The 21,005-nt window shown below is 66.4% G+C and carries 21 protein-coding genes; 8 read left to right on the plus strand and 13 right to left on the minus strand.

Going from position 1 to position 21,005, the window contains the following annotated elements; genetic code table 11:
• Window position 1 precedes the first annotated feature (1 nt).
• Together HUX88_RS15230 and HUX88_RS15235 are read right to left on the minus strand one after the other, a co-directional pair.
• Window positions 2-2,911, minus strand: a complete 2,910-nt coding sequence (locus tag HUX88_RS15230; RefSeq protein WP_217916339.1) for a diguanylate cyclase — start codon at window positions 2,909-2,911, stop codon at window positions 2-4.
• Window positions 2,912-2,996: 85 nt separating this feature from the next.
• Window positions 2,997-3,770, minus strand: coding sequence for an IclR family transcriptional regulator C-terminal domain-containing protein (locus HUX88_RS15235; RefSeq protein ID WP_176362324.1), 774 nt, complete (start codon window positions 3,768-3,770; stop codon window positions 2,997-2,999).
• A gap of 144 nt (window positions 3,771-3,914) precedes the next feature.
• Here HUX88_RS15235 and pcaH point away from each other — a divergent pair, with 144 nt between their 5' ends.
• The 4 genes from pcaH to pcaD are packed head-to-tail and all read left to right on the plus strand — an operon-like array spanning window position 3,915 to window position 7,822.
• Window positions 3,915-4,607, plus strand: a complete 693-nt coding sequence (pcaH, locus tag HUX88_RS15240; protein ID WP_117011110.1) for a protocatechuate 3,4-dioxygenase subunit beta — start codon at window positions 3,915-3,917, stop codon at window positions 4,605-4,607.
• Window positions 4,608-4,619: 12 nt separating this feature from the next.
• Window positions 4,620-5,141 carry a protocatechuate 3,4-dioxygenase gene (locus HUX88_RS15245; RefSeq protein WP_176362326.1) on the plus strand — a complete coding sequence of 174 codons (522 nt, stop codon included), beginning with the start codon at window positions 4,620-4,622 and terminating at the stop codon, window positions 5,139-5,141.
• 18 nt (window positions 5,142-5,159) lie between these two features.
• On the plus strand, window positions 5,160-6,563 hold the full coding sequence (locus tag HUX88_RS15250) for a lyase family protein (protein WP_176362327.1): 1,404 nt from the start codon (window positions 5,160-5,162) through the stop codon (window positions 6,561-6,563).
• Window positions 6,560-7,822, plus strand: a complete 1,263-nt coding sequence (gene pcaD, locus HUX88_RS15255; protein ID WP_176362328.1) for a 3-oxoadipate enol-lactonase — start codon at window positions 6,560-6,562, stop codon at window positions 7,820-7,822. The genes HUX88_RS15250 and pcaD overlap by 4 nt, the downstream gene beginning before the upstream one ends.
• Before the next feature lie 5 nt (window positions 7,823-7,827).
• Here pcaD and HUX88_RS15260 read toward each other — a convergent pair whose 3' ends face one another.
• The 3 genes from HUX88_RS15260 to HUX88_RS15270 are packed head-to-tail and all read right to left on the minus strand — an operon-like array spanning window position 7,828 to window position 11,021.
• Window positions 7,828-9,012, minus strand: coding sequence for an ABC transporter substrate-binding protein (locus HUX88_RS15260; protein ID WP_176362329.1), 1,185 nt, complete (start codon window positions 9,010-9,012; stop codon window positions 7,828-7,830).
• 15 nt (window positions 9,013-9,027) lie between these two features.
• A complete protein-coding gene (locus HUX88_RS15265) occupies window positions 9,028-9,993 on the minus strand; it encodes a PDR/VanB family oxidoreductase (protein WP_176362330.1) in 966 nt (321 codons plus the stop codon).
• Complete coding sequence (locus HUX88_RS15270; RefSeq protein ID WP_117011116.1) at window positions 9,990-11,021, minus strand: aromatic ring-hydroxylating dioxygenase subunit alpha; 1,032 nt, start codon at window positions 11,019-11,021, stop codon at window positions 9,990-9,992. Before HUX88_RS15270 ends, HUX88_RS15265 begins: the two co-directional genes overlap by 4 nt.
• Before the next feature lie 109 nt (window positions 11,022-11,130).
• On the opposite strand from HUX88_RS15270, the gene HUX88_RS15275 reads away from it, so the two are divergent.
• From HUX88_RS15275 to HUX88_RS15285, 3 genes are all read left to right on the plus strand, one after another.
• Complete coding sequence (locus tag HUX88_RS15275; RefSeq protein ID WP_117011117.1) at window positions 11,131-11,625, plus strand: MarR family winged helix-turn-helix transcriptional regulator; 495 nt, start codon at window positions 11,131-11,133, stop codon at window positions 11,623-11,625.
• Between the two features lie 113 nt (window positions 11,626-11,738).
• Window positions 11,739-12,200 carry a cache domain-containing protein gene (locus tag HUX88_RS15280; RefSeq protein WP_176362331.1) on the plus strand — a complete coding sequence of 154 codons (462 nt, stop codon included), beginning with the start codon at window positions 11,739-11,741 and terminating at the stop codon, window positions 12,198-12,200.
• 77 nt (window positions 12,201-12,277) lie between these two features.
• A complete protein-coding gene (locus tag HUX88_RS15285) occupies window positions 12,278-12,739 on the plus strand; it encodes a cache domain-containing protein (RefSeq protein WP_117011119.1) in 462 nt (153 codons plus the stop codon).
• Between the two features lie 19 nt (window positions 12,740-12,758).
• Here the strand turns inward: HUX88_RS15285 and HUX88_RS15290 are convergent, their stop codons facing one another.
• The 7 genes from HUX88_RS15290 to HUX88_RS15320 form a co-directional block, all read right to left on the minus strand.
• Complete coding sequence (locus HUX88_RS15290) at window positions 12,759-13,460, minus strand: ABC transporter ATP-binding protein (RefSeq protein ID WP_176362332.1); 702 nt, start codon at window positions 13,458-13,460, stop codon at window positions 12,759-12,761.
• Window positions 13,453-14,211 (minus strand): ABC transporter ATP-binding protein, encoded by a 759-nt coding sequence (locus HUX88_RS15295; RefSeq protein ID WP_117011121.1) that lies wholly within the window; start codon window positions 14,209-14,211, stop codon window positions 13,453-13,455. Before HUX88_RS15295 ends, HUX88_RS15290 begins: the two co-directional genes overlap by 8 nt.
• Window positions 14,208-15,242: a branched-chain amino acid ABC transporter permease gene (locus HUX88_RS15300; protein WP_176362333.1), complete on the minus strand. Its 1,035-nt coding sequence runs from the start codon at window positions 15,240-15,242 to the stop codon at window positions 14,208-14,210. The genes HUX88_RS15295 and HUX88_RS15300 overlap by 4 nt, the downstream gene beginning before the upstream one ends.
• Entirely contained in the window at window positions 15,239-16,105 is an 867-nt protein-coding gene (locus tag HUX88_RS15305; protein WP_117011123.1) for a branched-chain amino acid ABC transporter permease, read from the minus strand. Before HUX88_RS15305 ends, HUX88_RS15300 begins: the two co-directional genes overlap by 4 nt.
• A 70-nt stretch (window positions 16,106-16,175) precedes the next feature.
• Complete coding sequence (gene pcaF, locus HUX88_RS15310; RefSeq protein WP_117011124.1) at window positions 16,176-17,390, minus strand: 3-oxoadipyl-CoA thiolase; 1,215 nt, start codon at window positions 17,388-17,390, stop codon at window positions 16,176-16,178.
• 11 nt (window positions 17,391-17,401) lie between these two features.
• Entirely contained in the window at window positions 17,402-18,046 is a 645-nt protein-coding gene (locus HUX88_RS15315) for a CoA transferase subunit B (RefSeq protein ID WP_161097691.1), read from the minus strand.
• The gene (locus tag HUX88_RS15320; protein ID WP_161084137.1) at window positions 18,043-18,708 is read right to left on the minus strand and encodes a 3-oxoacid CoA-transferase subunit A; all 666 of its coding nucleotides are present in this window, start codon (window positions 18,706-18,708) and stop codon (window positions 18,043-18,045) included. The genes HUX88_RS15315 and HUX88_RS15320 overlap by 4 nt, the downstream gene beginning before the upstream one ends.
• A gap of 135 nt (window positions 18,709-18,843) precedes the next feature.
• Between HUX88_RS15320 and HUX88_RS15325 the strand changes: the two genes are divergently transcribed.
• Window positions 18,844-19,683 carry an IclR family transcriptional regulator C-terminal domain-containing protein gene (locus HUX88_RS15325; RefSeq protein WP_161097690.1) on the plus strand — a complete coding sequence of 280 codons (840 nt, stop codon included), beginning with the start codon at window positions 18,844-18,846 and terminating at the stop codon, window positions 19,681-19,683.
• Here the strand turns inward: HUX88_RS15325 and HUX88_RS15330 are convergent.
• On the minus strand, window positions 19,680-20,771 hold the full coding sequence (locus HUX88_RS15330) for a porin (protein ID WP_117011128.1): 1,092 nt from the start codon (window positions 20,769-20,771) through the stop codon (window positions 19,680-19,682). The two genes, HUX88_RS15325 and HUX88_RS15330, sit on opposite strands and share 4 nt — an antisense overlap.
• Between the last annotated feature and the right edge of the window lie 234 nt (window positions 20,772-21,005).

The raw sequence follows: 21,005 nt of genomic DNA on the forward strand, positions 1-21,005 counted from the left end.
TTCAGGCTTCGCCGCCGTCGAACACCACGCGGTTGCGGCCCTGCGCCTTGGCGCGGTACAGGGCGGCGTCGGCCTGGCCGATCAGTTCCAATGGCGTCAGCGGCCTGGCCGGATCGAACTCCTTCACGCCGAAGCTGGCCGTGACATCGATCGCCTGCCCGCCGTCGATCGGCACCGGTGCCGCTTCGACCACGCGGCGCAGACGCTCAAGCTGCGCCGTGCCGCGCGCCTGGTCCAGCTCCGGCAACAGCAGCAGGAACTCTTCGCCGCCATAGCGTCCCACCAGATCGCTGGAGCGCACGGCGCCGCCCAGGCGCGCCACCACCTCGCGCAGCACGCAGTCGCCGGCCAGATGGCCGTAGGTGTCGTTGATGCGCTTGAAGTGGTCAAGGTCCAGCAGCACCACCAGGAAGGGCCGCCGCAGCTCGCCGGAACGCAGCACTTCCTGCTCCAGGTATTCCATCATCGCGGCGCGGTTCCATGCCTTGGTCAGTCCGTCCTGCATGGCGCGCAGGCGCAGCGCGTCCTGCGACTTCTCCAGCTCCCGCGTGCGCTCGCTCACCAGTTCCCGCACCAGCTTCTCCATGCGCGCGGTCCTGCGCGTCAGCGCGCGTATGCGGTAGCGGTGGAAAGCGACGACCGCGCCCGCCAGGGCCAGCGCGCACAGCACATAGAACGCCGTGGTCCGCCACCATGGCGGGGTGATGGTGAAGCCGATTTCGCGCACCGCGGGCGTGGCTCCCGTCTCCACGTCCGTCACGCCGAACCGCAGTCGGTACTGGCCGGGCGCCAGCGAGGCGTAGCGGATATCGGGCGACGCCGACTGCGTCCATCCCTGCTCCAGCCCTTCCAGCCGGTAGCGGAAACGCAGGCCGCTGCGGTGCTGGTACGTCAGGCTGGCCAGGCTGAAGTTGAGTGCCTCGTCGCTCCACTGCAGGGACGCCCCATCCCGCAGGCCGATGCGCCGGCCGCCGCGCAGGACGTTTTCCAGCACCGCGTCCACCGCCGGCAGCGGGAACAGGCGCTCCGGGTGCAGGATGTGCGAGACGCCGTTGCTGGTGGCGATCCACATCGAGCCGTCGACGTCTTCATAGAATCCCCGTCCGTTGACGTCGGCCCAGACCAGGCCATCGTCCTGATCCAGGTGCCGCGACTGCCCGCCGTCGCGCACCACGATGCCGGCGTCGGTGCCCATCCACAGCCACCCACGCCGATCCGTGTGCAAGGCCATGAGGGACAGCCCCGGCAAGGGCGCCGCCAGCTGCAATTCCATTCCGCCCTTGCCCGCCTTCGCCCGCCATAGGCCGGTGCCCGCGCTGCCAATCCAGAACGTGCCGTCTGCCGCGCAGGCGATCGTCGAGAAGGAGTCGGTGCCGTCGGCGTCCAGCAGCTTGTGGCGTTGCCAGCGCCGCCCGTCATATTGCAGCAGCAGATGCTCGCTGATGAACCACAAGTCGCCGTTGGCGCCCTGGCAGCTGCTGTTGATGGATTCATCGGTCAAATCGCCCAAGGCGGCCGAACCGGGCGCCAGGCGTGGCTGGCCACCCAGCTCCGGATGCTCCAGCAGGTACACGCCGTTGCCGGTGCCGATCCAGAGCGCGCCGTCGCGGTCCATGCGCAGGTGCAGGATGGGCGGCAGCTTCGCCACCTGGACCTCGGCACCCGTCTTGGGATCATGCCGGAACAGCAGGCCTGGGTAGGTGCCCGCCCACACCTGGCCGCTGCGGTCCACCGCCTGATCCGCCCACTGGTGATTGGCGTGCGCGGAGATCGGACGCAGCGCGCCCTGCTCCAATAGGGCCGGCCCGGATCGCGAGCCCACGTGCATGCGTCCCTGGCCGTCGCGCGCGAATGACAGGATGACGTCATCCTGCAAGCCCTGGGCCGAACTCCAGTTTTCCCATTGGCCGTAGCCGCGCCACTGCACCAGGCCACGGCCGCGCGTCCCCAGCCAAAGGCCGCCGTCGCGGTCCACCAGCGTGGCGGTGATGCCGCCCGCGCTTTGCAAGCCGTTACGTGGGCCGAACTGTTCCCAGCGGCCGTCGCGCCAGCGCGCCAGTCCGGTGTCGATATTGGTGAACACCGCCTGCGCGCCATCTGTGCCCAGCGCCGACAACTGGGAGGCCTTGCGCATCATGTCGCCCGGCGGCGCACGGTCGGCGAAGCGCGCGGCGCCGGGCGCCAAGGCGATGAGCCGATGTTCGCTCCGGCTCCAGAGCGTGCCGTCGGCGGCCGCCAGTATCGCCCACCAGTCGTCGGACGGCACGCCGGCCGCCTCGCCCCATACCTTAACGCCGGCGCCTGCGACGCGGCACAGGGCACCGCCGCACCCCAGCCACAGGCCACCGCCGTCCACGCGGACGCTGGTGATTTTCCCCAGTTTGGGCTCGGCCTTGATCTGCTGCTCCGAAAAATAGGGTTCGATGGCCGTGCCGCCCGGCTTGTCCGCGATCCGGTACAGCCGCTGGGCACTGGCGAACAGCAGCGCGCCGTCGCGCCCCTGCGCGATCATCTGGCCGGGCCAGATCGACAGGTGTTTGCCCTGGTACTGCTGCGGCACCAGGCGCTCGCCCGCCAGTCGGTAAAGACCTTCGCTCGTTCCCACCCAGAGCTGGTCGCCCTGCGCCAACAGTCCCGTGATCCCGGTTTGCAGCAATCCGTGATCCCGTCCATAGCGCTCGAAGCGGGCGCCGTTGTAGCGGAACAGGCCATTTTCCGTGCCGAGCCAGAGGTAACCCGACCGGTCCTGGGCCAGCGCCATCACGCTCAGGTTACCCAGGCCGTCCTGCTGGGTGAAGTACCGCAGCGGCAACTGCTGCGCGCGCGCCGCGCCGTTGCACAGCACGCAGGCCGCCAGCATGAGGACCAGCGTCCGCGCCAACACACGGGGAATCCACAGGTTCAATATCATTTCGCTACGGGTCCAGTCAGTCGAAGAGGCTAACCAAGGAAGTATTGCTGATTTACAATGTCGACGCAACCGCAAACGCACCGCTTTAGAGCAGCGCGTTCAGCTCCACCTGCATCTTGATCAGCGCCGGCAGGCAGCGCTCGACCATCTCCTCGCGCGGCATGCGGCCGGCGTGGACGCTGATGTTCATCGCCGCCACCACGTCGCCGCGAAAATTCTTGAGCGGGACGGCGATGGTGCGCAGGCCCAGTTCCAGCTCCTGGTCCACCAGCGCATAGCCCTGCGCGCGGGCACGCGCGATCTCCAGCGCCAGACGCTCCTTGCCGACGATGGTGTGCTCGGTGATGCGCTCGGGCTGCGCGCGTTCCAGGAAGGCGTCGATCTGCGACTGCGGCAGGTGCGCCAGCAGCACGCGGCCGTTCGCGGTGCAGTAGGCCGGCACGCGGGTTCCCGGCTGCAGCGTGACCGACACCAGCTGCCCGGCGCTGACGGCGGCCACGCACACCAGCTGGTCGTGATCGAGCACGCCGGCCGATGCGGCCTCGCCCAGCGCGTAGGCCAGCCGGTACAACAAGGGCTGGACGATGCGCGGCAGGCGCGCCGAATGCAGGTACGATTGGCCCAGCCGCAGCACCATCGGCGTCAACGCGAACAGCTTGTTCTCGTGCCGCATATAGCCCAGGTGCGTCAGCGTGATCAGGTAGCGGCGCGCGGCGGCGCGCGTCAGGCCGGTGCGCTCGGCCACCTCGGCGATGCTCAAGCGGCTGCGTTCCTGGTCGAAGGCCGCGATCACCAGCAGGCCTTTTTCAAGGCCGGCCACCATGTCGCGCGCGGCGGGTGCGTCGTTTTCAGTGGTCATAAGCGAGAAAATTGGCGATTTGTGCGAGTATCGCACAAATTGGGCGCATAGCGAATTTCACCCGACGACGGCGTATTGTGACGCGTCGGCGCTTTCCCTAACATGGCTGGCACACAAACCATAACAACCAACAGGAGGCCCGTCTTGAAATTCGATGCCATTCCGTCCGGCGTCTACCCGGAACTGATCTACCCCGCCTACAAGTCCACGCTCAAGCGCGGCCCCGCCCAGCCGCTGCTGCGCATCCGCGCCGGCCAGCCGGTGGAGGACAACCTGATTCCCTCCCCGCGCATCCTGCTGCCCAACGATATGGACCTGACGGCGCACGGCCATGGCGCACCGCTGGGCGAGAAGATCGTCGTCACCGGCCGCGTGGTCGACGAAGACGGCAAGCCGGTTCGCAATTCGCTGCTGGAGGTCTGGCAGTGCAACGCGGCGGGCCGCTACTGGCACAAGAAGGACCAGCACGACGCGCCGCTCGATCCCAACTTCTACGGCATCGGCAAGATGATGACCGACGACGATGGCCGCTACCGCTTCGTCACCATCAAGCCCGGCCCCTACCCGTGGGGGAATCACGACAAGGCCTGGCGCCCGGCGCACATCCACTTTTCCCTGTTCGGCAACGTGTACGCGCAGCGCCTGGTCACGCAGATGTACTTCCCCAACGACCCGCTGTTCGACTACGACCCTATCTTCCAGAGCATCCCGGACCTGGCCGCGCGCCAGCGCCTGATCTCCCGTTTCAGCCTGGAGTACACCGACAGCGACAAGATGCTGGGCTATGAATTCGATATCGTGCTGCGCGGCCGCGACGCCACGCCGATGGGCATTTAAAGGAGCAACCGCATGAGCCAAATCACCACCTCGCAAACCATCGGACCGTTTTCGCACGCAGCCTGGCAATGGGCGGTCGACGCCAGCGCCGCCGCCACGCTGGAGACCAGCGCGCCAACCATCACCATCGGCGGCACGATCTACGACGGCGACGGCACGCCGATCAACGACGCGCAGATCGAAGCCTGGCAGCCGGAATCCGCCGGCGCGGAAGCGGCCCAGGCGCTGCCTGGCTTCCGCCGCGTGCCCAGCGGAGAAAAGGGAGAATTCAGCCTGCGGCTGTCGCAATGCGCGGCGCCGGTGAGCGGCGCCCCGGCCACCTTCATCACCGTGTTCGCGCGCGGCCTGGTCAAGCACCAGTTCACCGCCGTGTTCCTGGAGGACGACAGCGGCCTGCCGCAATCGGAGATACTGGCGCAGGTACCCGCCGAACGCCGCCCAACGCTGGTCGCCCGCAAGACCGCGCCGGGGGTCTATCATTGGGACATCTGGATGCAGTCCGACAAAGAGACCGCATTCTTCGACTATGTCTGACCTGCCAGCGGAGTTCAATTGAGCGTATCCATCTTCGACAGTTTCCTCACCACGCCGGACATGATCGCCGTCTTCGACGACGCCGCGATCGTGCAGGCCATGCTGCGCTTCGAGCAGGCGCTGGCCGAGGCGCAGGCCAGGCAAGGCATGCTGCAGGCTCAATCGGCGCGCGCCATCGCCGGCGTCTGCAACGCGCAGCTGTACGACATCCCGGCCATCGTCAGCGCCGGGCGCCGCGCCGGCAGCCTGGCCATTCCGCTGGTGCGCGAGCTGACGCGGACCGTGGCGCTGTATGACGCCGAGGCGGCTGCCCGCGTCCACTGGGGCAGCACCAGCCAGGACGTGATCGACACGGCCATGGTGCTGGCCACCCGCGACGCATTGCAGCTGCTGGACGACGGCCTGCACGACCTGACCGGCCATCTGCTGCAACTGGCGGACCGGCACGTGGCCACGCCGGTGCTGGCGCGCACGCTGATGCAGCCGGCGCAGGTGAGCAGCTTCGGATTCAAGGTGGCCGGCTGGCTGGCGCCGCTGGTGCGGGCGCGCGCGCGCCTGCGCGAATGCGCCGCCCGCGCGCTGCAGCTGCAACTGGGCGGCGCGGTCGGCACCTTGTCCGTGATGGGCGAGCATGGCGCGGCGGTGGCGGCGCTGGTGGCGGCCGACTTGGGCTTGAAGGTGGCGGATGCGGCCTGGCACACGCAGCGCGACGAGTGGGTGCGCCTGGGATTGGAAGTGGCGGTCCTCACCGGAAGCCTGGGCAAGATCGCCACCGACATCAGCCTGATGGCGCAGGGCGAGATCGCCGAACTGGCCGAACCCTCCGGCAATGGACGCGGAGGCTCTTCCGCCATGCCGCACAAGCGCAATCCGGTATCGGCCATGATCGCGCTGGCCGCCGCCAACCGCACGCCGCAGCACGCGGCCGCGCTGCTGGCAAGCATGGGACAACAACATGAACGAGGCCTGGGCAACTGGCAGGCCGAACTCGCCGAGTGGCCCACGCTGTTCCTCAGCGCGCACGGAGCCGTGCAGGCGCTCAACGACGCCTTCGCCGGCCTGCACGTCGATCCGGCGCGCATGCTGCGCAATATCGACGCCTTGCAGGGGCTGGTGTTCGCCGAGGCGGCATCGGCCTGGCTGGCCGCCAGCATCGGCCGCCCGGCGGCCCACAGCCTGCTCGAAGCAATGAGCGGCGAGGCGCTGGCCAGCGGACGCAATCTGGCCGAGGTGCTGGCCGACGCCGTGCGGGCCGACGAACAGCTGCGCAAGCAGGTCGACCCGGCCGCGCTGGCGCCGCTGTTCGATCCCGCCGCCGCGGCGTTGCCGGCCCAGCGCCTGGCGCAGCATCAGCTGCAAAGCCTCCGTGTACAGATCGCGGCACTGAACTCCACCCCATTCCATCACAGGACATCAGCATGAGCTTCGACCCCATCGACCACGATTTCGAACGTGGACTGAACAACCGCCGCGCCATCCTCGGCGACGCCTGGGTGGACAAATCCCTCGCCAGCGCCAACAGCTTCAACGCCGAGTTCCAGAGCATGATCACGCGCTTCGCGTGGAACGACATCTGGGGTCGCCCCGGCCTGGAGCAGAAGACCCGCCGTGCCATGGTCCTCGCCACCACCATCGCCCTGGGACGCTGGGAGGAATTCGAGCTGCACGTGCGCGCCGCGCTGCTGGGCGACGCGGCCAACCGCCTGTCGCCGGACGAATTGAAGGAAGTGCTGATGCAATCGGCGATCTACGCCGGCGTCCCCGCCGCCAACACGGCGTTCGGGCACGCGATGGCGATCCTGCGCGAGGTCGGTCCGCAGATCGGCTACACGCTGGAGCCGGCCGAGCCGGCCGCCGCCAGCCATCCCGGCATCGGCCGCGAGGGCCGCAGCGCCGGCCAACCCGCGCTGCACTACACGGTGCGCGAACCGCGCAGCGGCAAGGCGCCGCGCCACACGGTGGTGTTGAGCCACGCCCTGGGCTGCGACCTGACCATGTGGGACAGCCTGGCCAACCAGCTGGCCGCCGACTGCCGCGTGATCGCCTACGACCATCGCGGCCACGGCGCCTCGTCCGCGCCGCAAGGCTTGTACAGCATGGCCGACCTGGCCGACGACGCGGCGGCCCTGCTGCGCGAACTCGATACCGGCCCGGTGGTGTGGATAGGCTTGTCGATGGGCGGCATGGTCGGCCAGGAGCTGGCGCTGCGCCATCCGTCGCTGGTGCGCGCCCTGGCACTGGGTAACACCACTTCCCGCTATCCCGAGGCGGCGCGCGAGGCGTGGCAGCAGCGCATCGCCACCGTGCGCGAACAAGGCATCGAGGTGATCGCGGATGCGGTGATGGGCCGCTACTTCCACGACGCCTTCCGCGCCGAGCACGCGGCGACGGTGGCGCGCTTCCGCCGCCGCCTGCTCAGCACAGACAGCACCGGCTACATCGGCTGCTGCAACGCGGTCGGCACCGTCGACACGACGGACCGGCTGGGCGCCATCGCCGTGCCCACGCTGCTGATCGCCGGTGAGCTGGACCAGGGTACGCCGGTCGCCATGTCGCAGATCGTGCAGCACGCCATACCCGGCGCGGCGCTGGTCGTGCTGCCCGATGCATCGCACCTGGGCGCGGTCGAACAGCCGGCGCTGTTCGCGGCGGCTGTCACAGGCTTCCTGGCCGGCTTGTAGGCGCGTTACACGCCCGGATCGCGCACCTTGTCGGTCTGGTCGAACTCGATGTTGAAGTAGGAGCCCGCGTTGGCCTCGGCCTTGCGGATGTACACGGTCTGCACGATATCGCGCGTGGCGGCGTCGATGCTGACCGGGCCGCGCACGCTGGTCCACGCCATGCCCTTCATCGCCGCCAGCAGCTTGTCGCCGTCGCTGTCGCCGTTGGTCTGCTTGAGCGCCTGGTACAACAGGTGCATGCCGTCGTAGGCGCCGACCGAATGGAAGTTGGGCCGCATGCCGGGATTGGCCTTGCCGAAGGCTTCCACATACGCCTTGTTCTCAGCCGAAGGATGCGCAGCCGAGTAATGGTGGCTGCTGACCACACCGGCAGCGGCCTGGCCGATGCTCGCCATCAGATCGTCGTCCAGCACATCGCCGGTGCAGATCAGCCGGATGCCGGCGGCGGCCAGTCCGCGTTCGGTGAACTGCTTGAGCACCGCCGCGCCCTCGCCCGACGGCACGAACACAAACAACGCATCCGGTTTCAAGTCCCGCACCCGCGCCAGGAACGGCGCGTAGTCCGGGTTGCGCAGCGGCGCCCGCAGGCTGTCGGCCACCTTGCCGCCGCCTTCAAGCAGGCCTTTGACGAACACCTTTTCCGCATCCAGCCCCGGTCCATAATCGCTGACCAGGGTCACCGCGCTCCTGATCTTGTTTTTGGACGCCCAATGCGCCATCGGCGCCGTCACCTGCGCCAGCGTGAAGCCGGTCCGCACGATGTATGGGGACCGCTGCGGCACAGCAGATGCGGCGGCGGCCATAACGATCATCGGCACCTTGGCCTGGGTGGCGACCGGCGCGGCGGCGAAGGCCAGCGGTGTTAGGCCGAAGCCGGCCAGCACCTGCACCTTGTCGCGCGAGACCAGTTCCTGCGCCAGGCGCTTGGTCACGTCCGGGGCCACGCCGCCATCGTCCTTGAGGATGATCTCGATCGGGCGCCCGGCCACGCTGGCGCCGTTCTGCCGCATGTACAGCTTGACCGCCGCCTCGATCTGGCGGCCGGTGGAGGCGAAAGGTCCGGACATCGGCACGATCAGGCCGACCTTCAGCGGCTCAGCGGCGCGGGCGAACGTGGGCAGCGCGCCTGCCGACAAGGCGGCGGCGCCCAACAGCAGGTGGCGGCGTTGGTGGTTGATACGGTCTGGCATGGTGTCTCCTCTTTTTTATAAGTCCAGCAGCAGCGTGGGGGTCTTGGAACGGGAACAGCAAGGGGTGAACTGGTCGTTGGCGGCTTGCTCCGACTCCTCGAGGTACAGGTCGCGGTGATCCGGCACGCCGTCCAGCACGCGCGTCAGGCAGGTGCCGCACACACCCTGCTCGCACGAGGCGGGAATGAACACGCCGGCGTCGTTCAACACGCGCAGCACGGTGGTGCCGGCCGGGATGGCGTACACCTTGCCGCTGGACGCCAGCTTCACTTCGAACGGCTGGTCGCCATCGGTTGCCGGCACGGCGGAGGCGCCGAAGTATTCAAGGTGCAGCTGGTCATGCGGCCAGTCCTGCGCCTTGGCCGCCGCTTTGACGTGGTCGATGAATCCGGCGGGGCCGCACAGGTAGATGTGAGTCTTGCGATCCAGTTGCGCCAGCAGCGCGGGCAGGTCGAGCTTTTGCGCGGCGTCGCCGCTGTCGTAGTGGAAGTGCACCTGCGCCGCGAACGGTGCGGCGGCGATGCGCTGGCGGAACGCGGTGCGTTCTGGCGAGCGTGCGCAGTAATGCATCTGGAACGCCGCGCCGCGCGCCGACAGCGCCTCCGCCATCGCCAGGATGGGCGTGACGCCGATGCCGCCGGCCAGCAGCAGGCTCTGTTCAGCATCGGCCAGCGGAAAGTGGTTCTTCGGTTCGCTGATTTGCAGCGTGGCGCCGGCCCGCACGTCGTCATGCATGCCTTTCGAACCGCCGCGCGACGACGGATCTCGCAGCACGCCGATCAGGTAGCGGTGGCGTTCATGCGGCGGATTGCACAGAGAGTACTGCCGCACCAGGCCTGGGCCGACATGCACGTCGATATGCGCGCCAGCGGTGAAAGCCGGCAGCGCCGCGCCGTCGGCACTGACCAGTTCATAGCTGCAGATATCCTCGGCCTCCGCGTGCCGGCGCTCGACGCGCACTTGCAGCAAGCCGCCGCTCATGCGCCCTGCTCCTTCTCCATCCACTGGTCCAGCACGCGGCGCGACTGCACGCCGCCGGCATCGATGTTCAGCATCAGCAGCTTGCGCTCCGGATGACGCAGGATGTTGGCCTGCTGGAGCTCCAGCATCTCGCGGTCCTCGCCGAAGATCTTGCCCTGGCCGGTGCGGATGCTGTCGGTCAGTTCCTTGTCGTCCGGTTTGAAGTTGCGGGCCATGCCCCAGAAGTACCAGTGCGAGGTTTCGGTTTCCGGAGTGATGAAGTCGACCACGATGCTGGACGCCTTGTGCTCCGGCGCGGCGTCGTAGCCGCCCTTGCCCGCGTGGGCCACGCCCACTTCGATCATCACATGGCTCGGTGGCGTGAAGCGGCAGATCTGCCAGCGGTCCACCGGCACATCGTCCGCCAAGCCGTTGCCGCGCAGCGCGGCGCGCCAGAACGGCGGCGCCATGATGTTCTCCATGTAGCGGCTGGTGATCACCTGCTCGCCCTCCACCCTGGTATTGACGGGTGCCTCGTCGATCTCCTTCTGGCCGATGCTCGACGCGTGCACATAGGTCTCGTGCGTGAGATCCATCAGGTTGTCGATCATCAGGCGGTATTCGCAGTTGATGTGATACAGGCCGCCGCCGTAGGCCCAAGCCGGATTGTCCGCCCATTCCAGATGATGGATCAAGTTTGGGTCGGCCAGTTCACGGTCGCCGGTCCAGACCCAGATAAAGCCGTAGCGCTCCTCCACCGGATAGCTGCGGATGCAGGGGAAGCCGCGCACGCGCTGGCCCGGCATGCTGATCACCTTTCCGTCGCAGCCCATCTCCAGGCCATGGTAGCCGCACACCAGCTGGCCGTCGCGCACAAAGCCCAGCGACAGCGGCGCACCGCGGTGCGGGCAGAAATCCTCCACCGCCGCGACCTTGCCTTCGGCGCCGCGATAGAACACGATCTTCTCGCCGCAGATCTGGCGCCCCAGCGGCTTGGTCTCGATTTCGTCCGGGGTACAGGCCACATACCAGGTATTTTTTGGGTACATCGCGTCTCCTTGTTTTGGTTATCATTCAGTGTACTGAATGTTGTAGAGTATAGTCCGTAAACCGGCGATGTAAACAGCCGGGATGAATTCTTTTTGCAGAGACCACGCCATGCCAGAAACAGAGAGTCAGTTGACCAGCCTATTCGAACATCCGGGCCACTTGCTGCGGCGCGCGCAGCAAATCTCGGTGTCGATTTTTTACGACGAAATGGGCAGCGAGCTGACGCCGGTGCAGTACGCGATGCTGCGCAATCTTGAAAGCCACGGAGGCATCGACCAGGTGTCGCTGTCGGCCATCAGCGGCATCGACACCTCGACCGGCGCCACAGTCTGCGCGCGCCTGGAGGAAAAAGGCCTGCTGACGCGCACCGTGATTCCAACCAACCGCCGCCAGCGCGCCCTCACCATCACCGGCGCGGGCGAACAGCTGCTGAGCGATTTGATCCCCGGTTCCCAGCGCTTGCGCCGACGTTTGCTGGCGCCGTTGACCGGCGCGGAGCAGCTGCAATTCATGGCGCTGCTGACCAAGCTTGTGCAGGAAAACAACGAGCAAAGCCGGGCGCCGTTGAGCAGCGTCTCACCCGCGACGCGCGATGAGGGATGAAAAAACATAGTGTTCGGTTGCCGCACAAAGGTATTTTAATCGCACACGGTTCAAGTATCATGGGATTGGCCGCCCGTCGTTCGGGTGGACCGATAACCACAACAGGAGACCCCATGAAACGCTACGCCATCGCCGGCCTGACCGCCATGCTGCTTACACCCGCCCTGCCCGCGCTCGCACAAAACGCCGCCAGGACCGCCGCCACCGAACTCGCGGAAAAAGCGGTGGCCACCATCCAGAAAGTCGGCGTGGAGCAGGCCTGCAAACAGTTCGCCGACCCCAAGGCCGGATACATCCAGGGCGACGTGTATGTCGTGGTGCAGGACATGCAGTGCAAGATGGTCTGCCATCCGCTGCTGCCTAAAATGAACGGCAAGGACATGACCGAATTGAAGGACTCCAACGGCAAATACTTCACCCAGGAGATGAAGAAGATCGCCCAGTCCGGGAAGCCGGGATGGGTGGACTATGTGTGGCCCAATCCGACCTCCAAGGCGCTGGAACCCAAGTCCGCCTTTATCCAGAGGGTGGATGAAAAATACATGGTCAGCGTCGGCATCTACGATAAAAAGTAAGCTGGCGCGCCGGCCGCGCGCGCGGTAAGCTGGTGGCGGCATCGCAGAATGCCGCTACCATCACAACAGGAGACGTCATGAAACGTTACGTTATCGCCGGCCTGACCGCCGCGCTGCTGGCACCCGCCCTGCCGGTCCTCGCGCAAACCGCCACCAAGGCCGACGCCATCGCCCTGGTGGACAAGGCCGTGGCCAACATACAGAAAAAAGGGATAGAACAGGCATGCAAGGACTTCGCCGATCCTAAGGGCGGCTTTATACAGGGGGACTTGTACGTGTTCGTCCAGGATGCGCAAATGGTGATGGTCTGCCACGCCAATACGCCCAAGATGAACGGCAAGGACATGTCCCAGCTGAAGGACGCCAACGGCAAGAAGTTCGTGCAGGAGATGCGGGATATCGCCCAGTCGAAGAAACCCGGCTGGGTCGATTACGTCTGGGTCAATCCCGTCACCAAGGCGCTGGAGGACAAGACCTCCTATATCCGCCAGGCCGAGGATAAGTACACCGTCGGCGCCGGCATCTACAAGCCCAAATAAGCCGCCTACATTGGCGACATCAGGCCACGGCGACCAGGCGATCGAGCTTGTCGCCGTCGGCCAGCAGGCTGGCGCTGTCGGAGTCGTGCACGATGCGGCCGCGATCGAGCACGATGGCGCGCTGCGTCAGCGACAACGCCAGCCGCGCATGCTGCTCGACCACGATCACCGACATGCCCTCCTCCTTCACCAGCCGCCGTATCACCCGCACCAGCTCCTGCACGATGATGGGCGCCAGTCCCTCCATCGGCTCGTCCAGCAGCAGGATGCGCGGATTGGTCATCAGCGCGCGGGCGATCGCCACCATCTGCTGCTCGCCGCCGGACAACTGGTTGCCCATGTTGGCGCGCCGTTCCGCCAGCCGCGGGAAGATCTCGTAGATCTTTTGCAGGTTCCAGCGGCCGGGCCGCGCCACCACCGTCAGATGCTCCTCCACCGTCAGCGACGGGAACATATGCCGTTCCTGCGGCACCCAGCCCAGGCCCGCGCGCGAGCGCCGGTGCGTGGGCATGCGCGCGATGTCGCCGCCGGCCCAGCGGATACCGCCGCCGTGCAGCCGCGTCAATCCCATCAGCGTCACCAGCAGGCTGGTTTTGCCCACGCCGTTGCGGCCCAACAGCGCCAGGCTGTCGCCCTCGTTCAGCGCGAACGACACATCCTCCAGCACGATGGACTCGCCGTAACCGGCGGTGACTTTATCAAGCACCAGCAATTCAGCCATGTTCGGCCTCCCCCAGATAGACTTCCTTGACGCGCGGGTCGGCCGCGATCTCCGCCGGCGTACCCTCAGTCAGCACCTTGCCGCCAACGAGCACCGTGATGCGATCGGCGAAGCGGAACACCAAGCCCATATCGTGTTCGATGAACAGCACCGTCACATCGCGCGGCAACTGCGCCAGCACTTCGAACAGCTCCTTGCTCTCCGCCTGCGGAATGCCGGCCGCCGGTTCGTCCAGCAGCAGGATGCGCGGCTTGGTCGCCAGCGCCAGGGCGATTTCCACCAGCCGCTGCTTACCGTAGGCCATGCTGCGCGTGACGCTGTTGGCCTGGTCGGTCAGCTTCAGCGTGGCCAGCAAGGCCATCGCCTCGTCGATCACGTCGGCGTGTTTGGCGACCGTCTTGTACCACACCGATTGCAGGCCGCGACGCTCGCACACCGCCAGCGCCACCGATTCCAGCACCGTCATGCCGGCGAACAGGGTGTTGAGCTGGAACGTGCGCGTCATGCCGCGCCGTACGCGCTGGTGCTGCGGCAGGTGCGTGATGTCCTCGCCGCCCAGGTAGACCTTGCCGCTGCTGGGCATGAAGCCGCCCGTGAGCAGGTTGATGAAGGTGGTCTTGCCGGCGCCATTGGGGCCGATCAGCGCATGGCGCGCGCCCGGCTCGAAGGTCAGGCTTACATCGCTGTTGGCGACGAACGGCCCCCAACGCTTGGTCAAGCCTTCCGTGCGCAGTGTGATGTCCTGGCTCATTCCTGCTCCTTCCGTTTAAAACGCGACGCCAATTTTTCCAGGCCGCCGAGGATGCCGCCACGCGCGAACAGCACGATCACCATCAACAACAGGCCGATATAGAACTGCCAGTAGGCCGGATTGAGGCCGGCGATGTAGTCCTGCGCCAGCATGAACACGGCGGCGCCGACCAGCGCGCCATATAGCCGGCCGGTCCCGCCCAGCACCAGCATGATCAGCAGCTCGGCCGAACGCGGAAAGCCCAGCGAATCCAGGCCGACGAACTGCGTGGTCTGCGCCAGCAGCGCGCCCGCCAGTCCGGCCACCGTGGCGGCCAGCGTGAACACGGCCACCAGGCGGCGATTGACGTTCACGCCCAGCGCCGGCATGCGCCGCACGCCTTCGCGAATGCCGACCAGGCTCAAACCGAACGGCGACTTCACCACCCGGCGCAGCACCACGAACACGATGAACAGCACAGCGAAGCTGTAGCAGAAAGCCACGTTGCCGTTCAAATCGAATTCGAAGGCGCCGAACAATTTACCGACCACCATGCCGGACAAGCCGTCCACGCCACCGGTGAGGAAGGAAGCCTTGTTGGCAGCCTCGAACAGCATCAGGCCGATGCCCAGCGTGACCATCAGGCGCGTGAGGTCCTGGCCGCGCACCACCAGGACGGAGACGACGAAGCCGAACAGCCCCGCCACCACCGCGCCGGCCAGCAGGCCGCTGAATGGCTCGCTCCAGCCGTGTACCGACAGCAGCCCGGCGGTGTACGCGCCCAGCCCGAAGAAGGCGGCGTGGCCCAGCGAGACGATGCCGGCATAGCCCAGCATCAGGTCCAGCGACAATGCGAACAGGCCGACGATCATGATCTGGCTGATCAACACCAGATAGCCGGGGAAGGCAAAATACGCGACCACCGGCAGCAGCCAGAAGGCGATTTCCAGCGGCGACCAGCGGTCGTGCGGCAAACGGAGTTGGCTCATGCTCTGCACCTTGTTGACGGCGGCGGGCGCCGGTTTGACTTCCACTTCAGCGAAGGCGTTCATGCTTTCCTCCTGATCAGGCCAGCGGGGAACAGGATCAGCAGCACCACCATCAAGCCGTAGATGACGAAGGCGCCGATCTGCGGCACGTAGTATTTGCCGGCCACGTCGAACACGCCGAGGATCACGGCCGCCAGCAGCGGCCCCTTGATGGTGCCCGCACCGCCCACGGCAACGACCAGCAGGAAGTAGACCATGTATTTGATCGGGAACGTCGGGTCCAGGCCCAATACGTCGATACCCAAGCCGCCGCCCAGGCCTGCCAGGCCGGAACCCAGCGCGAAGGTCAGGCTGAACACCAGTCCCACGTTGATGCCCAGGCCTGCGGACGCGGTCTGGTTGTCGACCGAGGCGCGGATCTGCGCGCCGAAGCGGGTACGCTCGATCAGCAGGCCCAGTGCCACCGTGACCAGCACCACCACGCCGATCAGGAACAGGCGATAGGCGCCAACCTCAAGACCGAACAACGGCACCTGGCCGCGCAGCCAGTCCGGCAGCGTCACCGGCTGCTGCGAAGGGCCGAACAACCAGGTCGCACCGGCCACCGACATGAAAGTCAGTCCTATCGAGAACAGCACCTGGTCCAGGTGGCTGGCGCGGTACAGGCGGCGGTACAACAGCCGTTCCAACACCAATCCCGCAGCAGCGGAGGCCAGGAAGGCCAGCGGCAGCGAGGCCAGGAACGGCACGCCGAGCCGCGACAGCACCGTCACGCTGACGTAGCCACCCAACATGGCAAAGGCGCCGTGGGCCAGGTTAATGAAGTTCATCATGCCCATCGTGACCGACAGCCCGACACTGATGAGGAACAGCAGACTGCCGTAGGCGATGCCGTCGAACAGCACGCCGGCGAAATTGGCTAGCATATCCGCCTCCTCGTTTGAATTGTCTTATACATTTTTTTGTCTCCACCACTTCTCTACAAACTACATTGAATCACACTCTTTCGATGATCATCGCAATGCCCTGCCCCACACCGATACACATCGTGCACAGCGCATATCGGCCGCCGCTGCGATGCAGCTGGTAAGTCGCCGCGGTGACCAGGCGCGCACCGCTCATGCCCAGCGGATGGCCCAGCGCGATGGCGCCGCCGTTGGGATTGACGCGGGCGTCGTCGTCGCGCAGGCCAAGCTGGCGCAGCACCGCCAGCCCTTGCGCGGCGAAGGCTTCGTTCAATTCGATGACGTCCATCTGTTCCAGCGTCAGGCCGGTCTGGCGCAGCAGCTTTTGCACCGCCGGCACCGGGCCTATGCCCATCACACGCGGCGCCACGCCGGCCGTCGCCATGCCCACGATGCGCGCCAGCGGTTTGAGACCGTGGCGTCCGGCCGCTTCGCTGCTGGCGATCAGCAGCGCGCAGGCGCCGTCGTTGATGCCGGAGGCATTACCGGCGGTGACGCTGCCCTCGGGCCGCACCACGCCTTTCAGCTTGGCCAGCACCTCGATGGTGGTGGCGCGCGGATGCTCGTCCTGCTTGAACAGCACAGGCTCGGCGTCCGCCGCGCGGCGGCTTTGCGGCAGCGCGACCGGCACGATCTCGCGCTCGAAGATGCCTTCGGCGATGGCGATCGCGGTCTTGTTCTGGCTCGCCAGCGCGAACGCATCCTGGTCGGCGCGGCTGATGCCGTAATCCTGCGCGACGTTTTCCGCCGTCTCCGGCATCGTCTCCACGCCGTAGGCCTCCTTCAGCGCCTTGTTGATGAAGCGCCAGCCCATGGTGGTGTCCTGCAGCGACGCGTTGCGGCTGAACGCCGCATCGGGCTTGCCCATGACGAAAGGCGCGCGCGTCATCGACTCCACGCCGCCGGCGATCATCAGGCAGGCGTCGCCGGCCTGGATCGCGCGCGCCGCCGTGCCGATGGCGTCCATCCCCGAGCCGCACAGGCGGTTGACGGTGGAACCAGGAACCTCCTGCGGCAGCCCGGCCAGCAGCGCCGACATGCGCGCCACGTTGCGATTGTCCTCGCCGGCCTGGTTGGCGCAGCCGTAGATCACGTCGTCCACTTCCTCCCACTGCACGCCGGGATTGCGGCGCATCAGCTCTCGCAGCGGCACGGCGCCCAGGTCGTCGGCGCGCACGTCCTTCAACGCGCCGCCGTAGCGGCCTATCGGGGTGCGGACCGCATCGCAGATATATGCTTCGTTCATGTCGTACTCTCCTATTTCAACCGCAGCAAAGGCGCGCCCGTGGCGGCCTGCAGTTCTTCAAAACTCAAGCCCGGCGCCATCTCGCGCACGGCCAGGCCCTCCGGTGTCACGTCCAGCACGGCCAGGTCGGTGTAGATGCGGTTGACGCAGGCCACGCCGGTCAGCGGATAGCTGCACTGGCTGACTATCTTGCTGTCGCCGTTCTTGGTCTGGTGCTCCATCATCACGAACACCTGCTTGGCGCCGATCGCCAGGTCCATCGCGCCGCCGACGGCCGGTATCGCGTCCGGCGCGCCGGTGTGCCAGTTGGCGAGGTCGCCGTTGGCCGCCACCTGGAAGGCGCCCAGCACGCAGACGTCCAGGTGGCCGCCGCGCATCATGGCGAAGGAGTCGCCATGGTGGAAGTAGGCGCCGCCCGTCAGCAGCGTGACCGGCTGCTTGCCGGCGTTGATCAGGTCCTCGTCCTCCTCGCCAGGCGCAGGCGCGGGGCCCATGCCGAGCAGGCCGTTCTCGCTGTGCAGGAATACTTCGCGCTCGGCCGGCAGGTGGTCGGCGACCTTGGTCGGCAGGCCGATGCCCAGGTTGACGTAGGCGCCTTCGGGAATGTCCTGCGCCACGCGGGCGGCCATCTGGTCGCGGGTGTATTTGCTGGTCATGCCGATTCCTTCACTACGCGCTGGACAAAAATGCCGGGGGTGACGATCACTTCGGGATCGAGCTCGCCCAGCGCCACCACCTGCTGCACCTGGGCGATGGTGGTCTTGGCCGCCATCGCCATGATGGGACCGAAGTTGCGCGCGGTCTTGCGGTACACCAGGTTGCCCCAGCGGTCGCCGCGCAGAGCCTTGATCAGCGCGAAGTCGGCGTGGATCGGCGACTCCAGCACGTAGTGGCGGCCGTCGATCAGGCGCGTCTCCTTGCCCTCGGCCAGCAGCGTGCCGTAGCCGGTGGGCGAGAAGAAGCCGCCGATGCCGGCGCCGGCGGCGCGTATGCGTTCGGCCAGGTTGCCTTGCGGGGTCAGTTCCAGCTCGATCTCGCCGGCGCGGTACAACGCGTCGAAGTGATGGGAGTCGGTCTGGCGCGGGAAGGAGCAGATGATCTTGCGCACCCGCTTGGCCTTGAGCAGCGCGGCCAGCCCGGTCTCGCCGTTGCCGGCGTTGTTGTTGACGATGGTGAGCTCGCGCGCGCCCTGCGCGATCAGCGCGTCGATCAGCGCGGACGGCATGCCGGCGTTGCCGAAGCCGCCGATCATGACCGTCGCGCCGTCGTGGATGTCAGCCACGGCGCGCTCCAGTGATGCAAATGTTTTATCGATCATATGCCTGCCTTTTCGTTTCAGTGTGCGATAATCGAACTAATGATTGATTACCGCACAGCCAGTGTAGCAACGTAAACGCGGCACGGTCAACAAAAAAACACCTATCGAACGCGCCGGCTGCATTAAAATCACGCCATGTCCAAGACCACCAAACCCAAAACCCGCGTCGCCGAGGCCGAGCCGGAGCGCGAACCGAGCATCTCCGAACAGATCGACGCGCTGACCGATCCCAGTTTCATGACCTCGCTGGCGCGCGGCCTGGCCGTGGTGCGCGCCTTCAGCGATTCGCGCAAGCCGCAGACCATCGCCAACATCAGCCAGAAAACCGGCATCCCGCGCGCCGCCGTGCGGCGCTGTCTGCACACGCTGCGCGAGCTGGGATATGTGGATGCGGAGTTGAACAATTTTTCGCTGCGCCCGAAGGTGCTCACGCTGGGGTATTCCTACCTGTCGTCGACGCCGTTGACGGTGTCGGCCCAGCCCTACCTCAACAACATCAGCCGCGCCCTGAACGAATCGAGTTCGCTGGCGGTGCTGGATGACGACGAGGTGCTCTACGTGGCGCGCGCCGCCACATCGCGGGTGATGTCGGTGGCGCTGAACACCGGCAGCCGCCTGCCCGCCTACTGCACCTCGCTGGGCCGCGTGATGCTGGCGCACCTGCCGCCGGCGGAGCTGGACCAGTACCTGGCCCGCACCGCGCTGCGGCCGATGACGGAAAACACGGTGGTCAACCAGAAGCGCCTGCGCGAGATCCTGGCCGGAGTGCGCCAGGCCGGCTACGCCATCAACGACGAGGAGCTGGAACTGGGACTGCGCTCCATCGCCGTGCCGGTGCGCGGTGCGTCCGGCACGGTGCTGGCGGCGCTCAACGTGGGCGCGCAGGCTTCGCGCGTCAGCGTCAAGCAACTGGAGAAAGAGTTCCTGCCCGTGCTGCTGCGCGGAGCCCAGGAACTCTCGATACTGCTGCCTTAGAAGCTGTGGCGCAGGCCGGCCATCACGCCGTTCTGCGTCAGCCCCGCGCCCACGGTGCCGCCGGCATCCAGCGCCACGGCGGACGTGCCGGAGTTCTTCATGCGGCCCAAGGCGCCATACACGGCGGTGCGCTTGGACAGGTAGTAGGTCAAGCGGGCCACCACCATGTCGACGTCCGAGCTGCTGTTCTTGGTGTCGCGGCGCGCCACCTGCACATCCAGCGTGGAGAACGGCGTGACCGGATAGCTCACACCCAGGAAGTACAGATCCGATTCAGTCAGGCCGGTGACAGCGCGCGTGGTGCGGTCGACGACGCCGGCGCCGATCTTGCCCGCACCAACCTTCGCATAGCCGTTGACGGTGATGCGCTTGTCGCTGTTGTCGCTGCTGGTGAGGCCACCCGCCGCGCCGACGTTACCGTACATGATGTCGTAGGACGTGTTCAGGCCATACTCCGCGGTCTCGTAGCCTATCAGGCCGGTGATCTGGCGGCAGGCCTTGGAATTACCGGCCACTTCGCCCGGGCAGCCCGTGGCGGCCGGACCGCCCGCAGCCGACGCATCGCGCCCGGTGCTGTAGGTGGCGCCGACCACGAAGTTGTTGAAGTTACCGAGGTAGCCGATGGCGTTGTCGCTGCGGGCGTTCGGCAGGTAGGGATCGATGCTGCCGATCGCGAACAGGTGAGGACCCAGCACGTCCGCCTTCTGCCCGGCGATGTAGGTCATGTTGATCTGGCGGCCCAAGGTCACCGTGCCGAACGCGCCCTTCAATCCCACCGACGCCTGGCGGCCGAACAGGCGGTTGCCCTGCCCCATGGTGCCGGTGTCCATCGACAGCCCCATCTCCAGCGTGAACACCGCCTGCAGGCCGTCGCCCAGGTCCTCGCTGCCCCGGAAGCCCAGGCGCGACGGGAAGGAACCCGTCAACGATGGCATCTTGGTGATGCTGGCGCCGGCGGCGTTGGCGTTGGTCGTATAAACCAGCCCCGTATCTACAAGGCCGTACACCGTGACGCTGCTTTGCGCCATGGCGCCGGATGCGCTGACCCCAGCCAGCAGCGCCGCAGCGCATCGGATTGCGTTCTTCATTCCAGTCTCCTGTTATTTGACAGTCGTTATTTTTAAGATGTGCGGTAATCGAACAATAGGTTGTTAATCGCACATAGATTAGATACTATGCACGAAGCGCTGCGCTGTCAACAAACGCCGCGTGGCAGAATTGAAGCCATCGCCGCCGCCGCACAGCACGCCGCGCCATTCTTCATAGAGAAAACAGAACAACACAGGAGACCAGCATGACGATCAAAAAATTTGTAGCAATTG

The organism is Duganella sp. BJB1802, assembly GCF_013369445.1.
Lineage (GTDB): Bacteria > Pseudomonadota > Gammaproteobacteria > Burkholderiales > Burkholderiaceae_D > Rugamonas > Rugamonas vulcania_A.

Bases quoted from the DNA above. Each gene is read 5' to 3' on its own strand.
- pcaD (WP_176362328.1), top strand. From the start codon at position 6,560: ATGAGCTTCGACCCCATCGACCACGATTTCGAACGTGGACTGAACAAC.
- HUX88_RS15270 (WP_117011116.1), bottom strand. From the start codon at position 11,021: ATGTACCCAAAAAATACCTGGTATGTGGCCTGTACCCCGGACGAAATC.
- HUX88_RS15285 (WP_117011119.1), top strand. From the start codon at position 12,278: ATGAAACGTTACGTTATCGCCGGCCTGACCGCCGCGCTGCTGGCACCC.
- HUX88_RS15275 (WP_117011117.1), top strand. From the start codon at position 11,131: ATGCCAGAAACAGAGAGTCAGTTGACCAGCCTATTCGAACATCCGGGC.
- HUX88_RS15260 (WP_176362329.1), bottom strand. From the start codon at position 9,012: ATGCCAGACCGTATCAACCACCAACGCCGCCACCTGCTGTTGGGCGCC.
- HUX88_RS15320 (WP_161084137.1), bottom strand. From the start codon at position 18,708: ATGATCGATAAAACATTTGCATCACTGGAGCGCGCCGTGGCTGACATC.
- HUX88_RS15315 (WP_161097691.1), bottom strand. From the start codon at position 18,046: ATGACCAGCAAATACACCCGCGACCAGATGGCCGCCCGCGTGGCGCAG.
- HUX88_RS15245 (WP_176362326.1), top strand. From the start codon at position 4,620: ATGAGCCAAATCACCACCTCGCAAACCATCGGACCGTTTTCGCACGCA.
- HUX88_RS15300 (WP_176362333.1), bottom strand. From the start codon at position 15,242: ATGAACGCCTTCGCTGAAGTGGAAGTCAAACCGGCGCCCGCCGCCGTC.
- HUX88_RS15330 (WP_117011128.1), bottom strand. From the start codon at position 20,771: ATGAAGAACGCAATCCGATGCGCTGCGGCGCTGCTGGCTGGGGTCAGC.
- HUX88_RS15280 (WP_176362331.1), top strand. From the start codon at position 11,739: ATGAAACGCTACGCCATCGCCGGCCTGACCGCCATGCTGCTTACACCC.
- HUX88_RS15265 (WP_176362330.1), bottom strand. From the start codon at position 9,993: ATGAGCGGCGGCTTGCTGCAAGTGCGCGTCGAGCGCCGGCACGCGGAG.
- HUX88_RS15325 (WP_161097690.1), top strand. From the start codon at position 18,844: ATGTCCAAGACCACCAAACCCAAAACCCGCGTCGCCGAGGCCGAGCCG.
- HUX88_RS15230 (WP_217916339.1), bottom strand. From the start codon at position 2,911: ATGATATTGAACCTGTGGATTCCCCGTGTGTTGGCGCGGACGCTGGTC.
- HUX88_RS15305 (WP_117011123.1), bottom strand. From the start codon at position 16,105: ATGCTAGCCAATTTCGCCGGCGTGCTGTTCGACGGCATCGCCTACGGC.
- pcaF (WP_117011124.1), bottom strand. From the start codon at position 17,390: ATGAACGAAGCATATATCTGCGATGCGGTCCGCACCCCGATAGGCCGC.
- HUX88_RS15235 (WP_176362324.1), bottom strand. From the start codon at position 3,770: ATGACCACTGAAAACGACGCACCCGCCGCGCGCGACATGGTGGCCGGC.
- HUX88_RS15290 (WP_176362332.1), bottom strand. From the start codon at position 13,460: ATGGCTGAATTGCTGGTGCTTGATAAAGTCACCGCCGGTTACGGCGAG.
- HUX88_RS15295 (WP_117011121.1), bottom strand. From the start codon at position 14,211: ATGAGCCAGGACATCACACTGCGCACGGAAGGCTTGACCAAGCGTTGG.